The organism is Pseudomonas agronomica, assembly GCF_025917275.1.
In the GTDB taxonomy this organism is placed as follows: Bacteria; Pseudomonadota; Gammaproteobacteria; order Pseudomonadales; family Pseudomonadaceae; genus Aquipseudomonas; species Aquipseudomonas agronomica.
Map to the genome: position 1 here is coordinate 1 of NZ_JAOSHO010000256.1, position 7,267 is coordinate 7,267.

Below are 7,267 nucleotides of genomic sequence, written 5' to 3' on the forward strand. Positions count from 1 at the left end.
GGTGGGTAGAGTCAAGCACGCCCTTGGAAGTGCCATTTATCGAGCAATATCAAAACTTTTTGATATTGACCTTGCGATGCGCCAGACCCGTCACTAGACTGCCGACCTATGAATTTACGCGTGCCTTCCATTCGCCATGATGACAGCGATGAGCTGGCGGCCCTTTGCAAGGCCGGCGGCGATCCGTTGCGGCTGAATGTATTGCGCGCCTTGGCCAACGACTCGTTCGGCGTACTGGAACTGGCGCAGATCTTCGGCATCGGCCAATCCGGCATGAGTCATCACCTCAAGGTCCTGGCCCAGGCCGACCTGGTGGCGACACGTCGCGAAGGCAATGCGATTTTCTATCGGCGCGCCCTGCCCCACACCGAGCTGCTGGGTGGCAAGCTGCACGCCGCGTTGCTCGAAGAAGTGGACGAGCTGGACCTGCCGATGGATGTGCAGGAGCGCATTGCCCAGGTCCACGGGCAACGCGCCGCCGCCAGCCAGGATTTTTTCGCACGGGTGGCGGAGAAATTTCGCGCCCAGCAGGATCTGATCGCCGGGCTGCCGCAATACCGTGACAGTGTGGTGGCGCTGCTCGATAAACTGAGTTTCGGACCGACTGCCACGGCGATAGAAGTCGGTCCCGGCGACGGCGCTTTCCTACCGGAACTGGCGCGGCGCTTCAATCAGGTGACCGCGCTGGACAACAGCCCGGCGATGCTTGAACTGGCCCGCCAGGTGTGCGAGCGCGAATCCCTGGCTAATGTCAGCCTGCAACTGGCCGATGCCCTGAACGGCCTCAGCCTGCGGGCCGATTGCGTTGTATTGAACATGGTGCTTCATCATTTTGCCGCACCGGCTGATGCGCTCAAGCACATGGCCAACCTGCTGCAACCGAGCGGTAGCCTGTTGGTGACAGAGTTATGCAGCCACAACCAGAGTTGGGCCAAGGAGGCCTGCGGAGATCTCTGGCTGGGGTTTGAACAGGACGATCTGGCCCGTTGGGCCACCGCTGCGGGCCTCGTGCCCGGGGAAAGCCTCTATGTAGGCTTACGTAATGGTTTCCAGATTCAGGTCCGCCATTTTCAGCGGCCGGCTGGCGACACTCACCATCGGTAACTTGTAGGAAAACATCGAGATGAGCGAATACTCCCTTTTCACCTCCGAGTCCGTGTCTGAAGGGCATCCGGACAAAATCGCCGACCAGATTTCTGATGCGGTGCTGGACGCCATCATTGCTGAAGACAAGTTCGCCCGCGTGGCGTGCGAGACTCTGGTGAAAACGGGCGTGGCGATCATCGCTGGCGAAGTCACCACCTCGGCCTGGGTCGACCTGGAACAGATCGTTCGCGACGTGATCCTCGGCATCGGCTACAACAGCTCCGACGTCGGCTTCGACGGCGCGACCTGCGGCGTGATGAACATCATCGGCAAGCAGTCCCCGGACATCAACCAGGGCGTTGACCGCGCCAAGCCGGAAGATCAGGGCGCTGGCGACCAAGGCCTGATGTTCGGCTACGCCAGCAACGAAACCGATGTATTGATGCCGGCACCGATCACCTTCTCGCACCAGTTGGTCCAGCGCCAGGCCGAGGCCCGCAAATCCGGCCTGCTGCCTTGGCTGCGCCCGGACGCCAAGTCGCAAGTGACTTGCCGTTACGAAGGCGGCAAGGTCGTCGGTATCGACGCGGTCGTGCTGTCGACCCAGCACAACCCGGAAGTGTCCTACAAAGATTTGCGCGAAGGCGTGATGGAGCTGATCGTCAAGCACGTGCTGCCTGCCGAACTGCTGTCCAAGGACACCCAGTTCCACATCAACCCGACTGGCCAGTTCATCATCGGCGGCCCAGTGGGCGACTGCGGCCTGACCGGTCGCAAGATCATCGTCGACAGCTACGGCGGCATGGCCCGTCACGGCGGCGGCGCGTTCTCCGGCAAGGATCCGTCCAAGGTTGACCGTTCGGCGGCGTACGCCGGTCGTTATGTCGCCAAGAACATCGTTGCCGCCGGCCTGGCCGAGCGTTGCGAGATCCAGGTTTCCTACGCCATCGGCGTCGCCCAGCCTACGTCGATTTCGCTGAACACCTTCGGTACCGGCAAGATTGGCGACGACAAGATCATCCAGCTGGTGCGTGAAGTGTTCGACCTGCGTCCATACGCGATCACCACCATGCTCGACCTGCTGCACCCGATGTACCAGGACACCGCAGCCTACGGCCACTTCGGTCGCACGCCGCAGACCAAGACCGTGGGCGACGACACCTTTACCACGTTCACCTGGGAAAAAACCGACCGCGCCGACGCTCTGCGCGCCGCTGCTGGCCTGTAATACCCCGCCGCATTGAAAAAGCCCCTGGCGACTTAGTCGCCAGGGGCTTTTTTGCTTGTGTGAAGGGCATGCTTCAGGCCCGACGCGCCACCAGCAAGAACGAAGCAGCGCTCGCCAACAACCCCGCACACATCCGGTTGAACAAGCGCTTGCCGCTCGGCCGGGCAAACAGTCGCCGCGCATAAATGCCCATGTAGCAATACAAGCCGATCGCCACGCATTCCAACGCCAGGAATAGCCCGCCCAATACGGCGAACTGCTGAGCGACAGTGCCAGTACGGTCAACGAATTGGGGCAGGAAAGCGGTAAACAACAGAATCGCCTTGGGATTGCCGATCGCCACCAGGAATTCCTGGCGCGCCAGGCTGGCCATGCTCATGGAAACGACCGCCGCCTCGCCGCTGGCTTCAGGCTGCGCGCGCCACAACTGCACCGCGAGGTAGAAAAGATAGCCGGCGCCCACGAGCTTGATGCCCAGGAATAACAGTTCCGAGGTGTGCAGCACCGCCGTCAGCCCCACCGCCGCCAGGGCAATCATGATGGCAAACGCCACCAAACGACCGATGCCGCCGCTGCACGCCTGGACAAAACCATAACGCGAGGCGTTGCTGATCGACAGCAGGTTGTTAGGACCCGGCGCCATGTTCAGCGCGAAGCAGGCCGGGATGAAGACAGCGAGGGTCGTCAGGTCCATCGGTTGCACTCCTGGCAGGGAGGATCGAGCGCCCATTCTGCACCGCTCATCGATGGGTTCAAGGGACAGTTGCGCAGCCAGATCGGCCGGGACTGTACCGGCGGCGCTTCGCCTTCAGCTTCGCAAAACCCGGTAACGCTATGGGTCTCGCAACTTTTCGCCCGGTGGCTAGCCTTCAGGGACTCAACCCAGCAAGGATGCTTCGATGCCACCGTTCTTGTATGCAATCGCCTGTCTTTTATTCATCGCCATACCCGCAATGGCCAAGCCTTGTCCCGACTGGCCCACGGAGCGTGCCCACGCCGAGGTCGCTGCGCTGCAACAGCAAATCGACACGTGGGACGACAGCTATCACCGCCTCGGCCAATCCCGGGTGGCCGACGAACTCTACGATCAGTCCCGCACGCAGTTGAGCCAGTGGCGCAGTTGCTTCAGTCTTCCGGCAATCGATAGTCCCCTGCGCTCAGCGGGCGGAACGGTGCGGCACCCGGTCGTCCATACCGGCCTGGAGAAACTCAAGGATGCCGATGCCGTCGGTGCCTGGCTGCACGGTCGCGAAGACGTCTGGGCCCAACCGAAAGTCGATGGCGTGGCGGTGACGCTGGTGTATCGAAAGGGCCAACTGTATCAGGCGATCAGTCGCGGTGACGGCGTCCTGGGGCACGACTGGACCGTCAACGCGCAGAAGATCCGCGCCATCCCCCAGCAATTGCGCCAGCCCGTGGACCTGGTCGTTCAGGGCGAGTTGTACTGGCGCCAGGAGGCCCATGTCCAAGCCGACCGTGGTAGCGTAAACGCCCGCGGGACCATGGCGGGCCTGATGGCCCGCAACAACCTGACGACGCAGGAAGCCATTGATACAGGCCTGTTTATCTGGGAATGGCCTGGAGGGCCGGACACCCTGACCGAGCGGATGGCCGCGCTGGATGAGCTGGGCTTCGCCGGCACCCTCGACTACAACCAGCCTGTCCGGGACCTCGCCGATGCCGAACGGTGGCGCGACCACTGGTATCGCACCCCGCTGCCATTCGCCAGCGACGGGATCGTCCTGCGCCAGAGTCGCCGCCCTCCCGCCGACCGCTGGCAGGCCCGGACGCCGTTCTGGAGCGTGGCCTGGAAATACCCGTACGTCCAAGCCATGGCCGAAGTCCGCAAGGTGAGCTTCAAGGTAGGTCGCACGGGACGCATCACCCCCGTGCTGGAACTTGAACGGATCCGACTCGACGACCGATGGATTCGCCGGGTGAGCGTCAGCTCCCTCAAGCGCTGGGAAGCGATGGACATCCGCCCCGGCGATCGGGTCGCCATCAGCCTGGCCGGGTTAACCATTCCGCGCCTCGATGAAGTCGTGCTTCGCAGTCTCGAACGCCAGGAAGTCAACGCACCGGCCGCAGCCGACTATCACTTCCTGAGTTGCTGGCAACCGACACCTGGCTGCGAAAGCCAGTTTCTCGCACGCCTGGACTGGCTCAGCGGCAAGAATGGCCTTGCCCTGCCCCATGTCGGCCCCGGCACCTGGGAGAAGCTCCTCGCCGCCGGTCGACTCGACGGATTGCTGGATTGGTTGACCCTCGATGCCGCCGAGCTTGCTACCATGGCCGGCTTCGGCGAGCGCAACAGCGCCCGCCTGCTTGCCAGTCTCGACAGCGCCCGGCAGCGGCCCTTTCGTCAATGGCTCAAGGCCCTTGGCCTGCCGCCCACTGCAAATGCGCGGCTGGACGGACCGTGGCAGGCGCTGGCCGAACGCAGCACTGAACAATGGCAAGCCGAAGCCGGCATCGGGCCGGGACGCGCCGCGCAACTGAGCGCTTTTTTTCGCGACCCGCAGGTGCTGGCCTTGAGTGAGATATTACGCACCGCCGGGGTCGATGGTTTTTAATCCGCCCCCCACGGTTGAACCCAAGGGGCGACTACGCGTTCCAACTGCGCATCTGTACCGACCGCCCGCGAGTTTTTATGGAGTTGTTATGAATTTCCTGCCTCCTGTTGCCCTGCTGGTGCTATGCAGCGCCATGGCCACCTTTTCATCGGCGGACGAGCAAACCCCGGAGCTCACCGGTTGCGCAGCCAAACGCCAAGGCATCATCAATCAGATCGAACTGGCCAAGTCCCGGGGCAACCAGGACCAGCAGGCGGGCCTCGAAACGGCGCTGGACGAAGTCACGACCCATTGCACGGATGCCTCCCTGCGCAAGGAGCGCGAGAACAAGGTGCTCGAAGCCAAGCATGAAGTCAGTCGCCGCCAGGCCGACCTGGACAAGGCCATGAAAAAAGGCGACGCGGAAAGGATCAACAAGCGCAAGGACAAACTGGCAGCGTCCCGCAAGGAATTGCAGGAAGCGGTGGATGAGCTGGATAAGTAGGTTCTAGCTGCAAGTTTCCAGCGGCAAGCTGCAAGTTCAAAGCGCCACACCTGCAGTTTTCAGCTTGAAGCTTGCAACTGCTTCACAATCAATGATCCCGAAACTCTTTATGACAGGCACTGCACGCATCTTCGACCTTCTGCACCGCTGGCCCCAGGTTGCTGGCTCGGTAGGGCTGGACCTTGCTGGCAATCACCAATTCACCCGTGGCGGCTTCAAGGCTGCGGGCCAGCTCCTGGAAACGCGCCTGTTTTTTCCAGACCTCGTCCGTGGCGCTGGTATGGTCCTCTTCACGTACTGGCGGAAAATGCTTCCAAGGCTCATGGGACAGTTGATCCAGCTTTACCGCACCTTCGGCAAAACGTGCGCCATCGAACGGGACGCGGCCGCGCAGCATGCCGCCCAAGTCTTCGTTGGTCTTGAGCATCTGCTTGAAGATCGCCTTGCGCTGGCCCAGGGGAGAATTGGGATCGACACCGCCACAAGCGGACAGCAGCAGGCAGGCCAGTAGGGTCATGGAAAATCGTTTTACAAACATCTCGGCCTCGGGACAGGAAAACGGCGGTCAGTATCCTCGGGTCTTCGGCAAAGGCCAATGACCCTATCAATATCAGGGGTTGTCGGGCGCCTGAAAACGCTCGGAAACCACAAGGAAATCTTCATGAACAGCCGCATCAAGCCCTGGCACAAAGGCCTGGCATTGACCCTACCGCTGATTGCGCTACTGGTTGGCTGCAATCGCGGGGAAAAAGTCGAAGAGCCCCAGACGCACGCCGTCGCGACCTATGCCAGTGCACCTTGGGAGGCGCTGCCCGCGGTATCCGATAAAGACCTGCTGGCCGGCTTCGGCGCCTGGCGCAGCGCTTGCATCCGGCTCAAGGCGGACGCAACCTGGGGCCAGACCTGCGCGGCGGCGGCCAATGTGCCGCAGACCGCGCAGGCAGTGCGTAGCTTCCTGAAGCAGAACCTGGACGTCTATGGTCTGCGCTCGGGGGACAACAGCCCCAATGGCCTGATTACCGGCTATTACGAACCGGTCTATCCCGGCAGCCTCACCCAGACCGCGAAGGCGAATATTCCGGTCTATGGCGTGCCGGACGACATGATCATTGTGTCCCTGGACAGCATTTATCCGGAGCTCAAGGGCAAACGCCTGCGTGGCCGCCTCGAAGGCCGGGTGCTCAAGCCTTACGACGATGCCGCTACCATCGAAACCAACGGAGTCAAGGCGCCGGTTATCGCCTGGCTGACGGACCCGATGAACCTGCAGTTCCTGCAGATCCAGGGTTCGGGACGCATTCGGCTTGATGACGGCCGCCAGGTGCGCATCGGCTATGCCGACCAGAACGGCCACCCGTACCGCCCCATCGGCCGCTGGTTGGTCGAGCAGGGTGAGCTGAAGAAGGAAGACGTGACCATGGGTACCATCAGCGCCTGGGCCAAGGCCAACCCCCACCGCATTCCTGAATTGCTGGGCAGCAACCCCAGCTATGTGTTCTTCAACCGCAACCCCGACAGCAACGAAGGCCCGCGGGGCTCGTTGAACGTACCGCTCACCGCCGGCTACAGTGTGGCGGTGGACCGCAAGGTCATCCCGCTGGGCAGCCTATTGTGGCTGTCCACCACACGCCCCGACGGCAGCGCCTTGAACCGCCCCGTCGCGGCCCAGGATACGGGCGGGGCCATTGCCGGTGAAGTGCGGGCCGACTTGTTCTGGGGCACGGGCGAAACGGCCGGGCAACTGGCGGGGGACATGAAGCAACAGGGCCAGATCTGGATGCTTTGGCCCAAGGGCATGGCGCTGCCCCAGGTGCCGCAGGTGGCGAATGCGGTGACCGCAGCCCCCTAGGAATGTGTTGACTGTGCGAGCCATTTCGCGAGCAGGCTCGCTCCCAC

General features: G+C 62.4%; 7 protein-coding genes. 5 read left to right on the forward strand and 2 right to left on the reverse strand.

The genetic code is table 11. The features are described 5' to 3' along the window. Positions 1 to 108: 108 nt before the first annotated feature. Positions 109 to 1,104 (forward strand): ArsR/SmtB family transcription factor, encoded by a 996-nt coding sequence (locus tag OC610_RS17420; protein WP_264429358.1) that lies wholly within the window; start codon positions 109 to 111, stop codon positions 1,102 to 1,104. 19 nt (positions 1,105 to 1,123) lie between these two features. After that, complete coding sequence (gene metK, locus OC610_RS17425) at positions 1,124 to 2,314, forward strand: methionine adenosyltransferase (protein WP_030137860.1); 1,191 nt, start codon at positions 1,124 to 1,126, stop codon at positions 2,312 to 2,314. Between the two features lie 73 nt (positions 2,315 to 2,387). On the opposite strand, the gene OC610_RS17430 is transcribed toward metK, so the two are convergent. Beyond that, complete coding sequence (locus OC610_RS17430) at positions 2,388 to 3,008, reverse strand: LysE family translocator (protein ID WP_264429360.1); 621 nt, start codon at positions 3,006 to 3,008, stop codon at positions 2,388 to 2,390. A gap of 205 nt (positions 3,009 to 3,213) precedes the next feature. Between OC610_RS17430 and ligB the strand changes: the two genes are divergently transcribed. Together ligB and OC610_RS17440 are read left to right on the forward strand one after the other, a co-directional pair. Beyond that, a complete protein-coding gene (gene ligB / locus OC610_RS17435; protein WP_264429361.1) occupies positions 3,214 to 4,887 on the forward strand; it encodes an NAD-dependent DNA ligase LigB in 1,674 nt (557 codons plus the stop codon). A gap of 88 nt (positions 4,888 to 4,975) precedes the next feature. Then, complete coding sequence (locus OC610_RS17440; protein ID WP_264429362.1) at positions 4,976 to 5,371, forward strand: DUF1090 domain-containing protein; 396 nt, start codon at positions 4,976 to 4,978, stop codon at positions 5,369 to 5,371. 88 nt (positions 5,372 to 5,459) lie between these two features. Here the strand turns inward: OC610_RS17440 and OC610_RS17445 are convergent, their stop codons facing one another. Continuing rightward, a complete protein-coding gene (locus tag OC610_RS17445) occupies positions 5,460 to 5,909 on the reverse strand; it encodes a c-type cytochrome (protein WP_264429363.1) in 450 nt (149 codons plus the stop codon). A 123-nt stretch (positions 5,910 to 6,032) separates the two neighbouring features. Here OC610_RS17445 and mltA point away from each other — a divergent pair, with 123 nt between their 5' ends. After that, on the forward strand, positions 6,033 to 7,220 hold the full coding sequence (gene mltA, locus OC610_RS17450; protein WP_264429364.1) for a murein transglycosylase A: 1,188 nt from the start codon (positions 6,033 to 6,035) through the stop codon (positions 7,218 to 7,220). Positions 7,221 to 7,267: the final 47 nt, after the last annotated feature.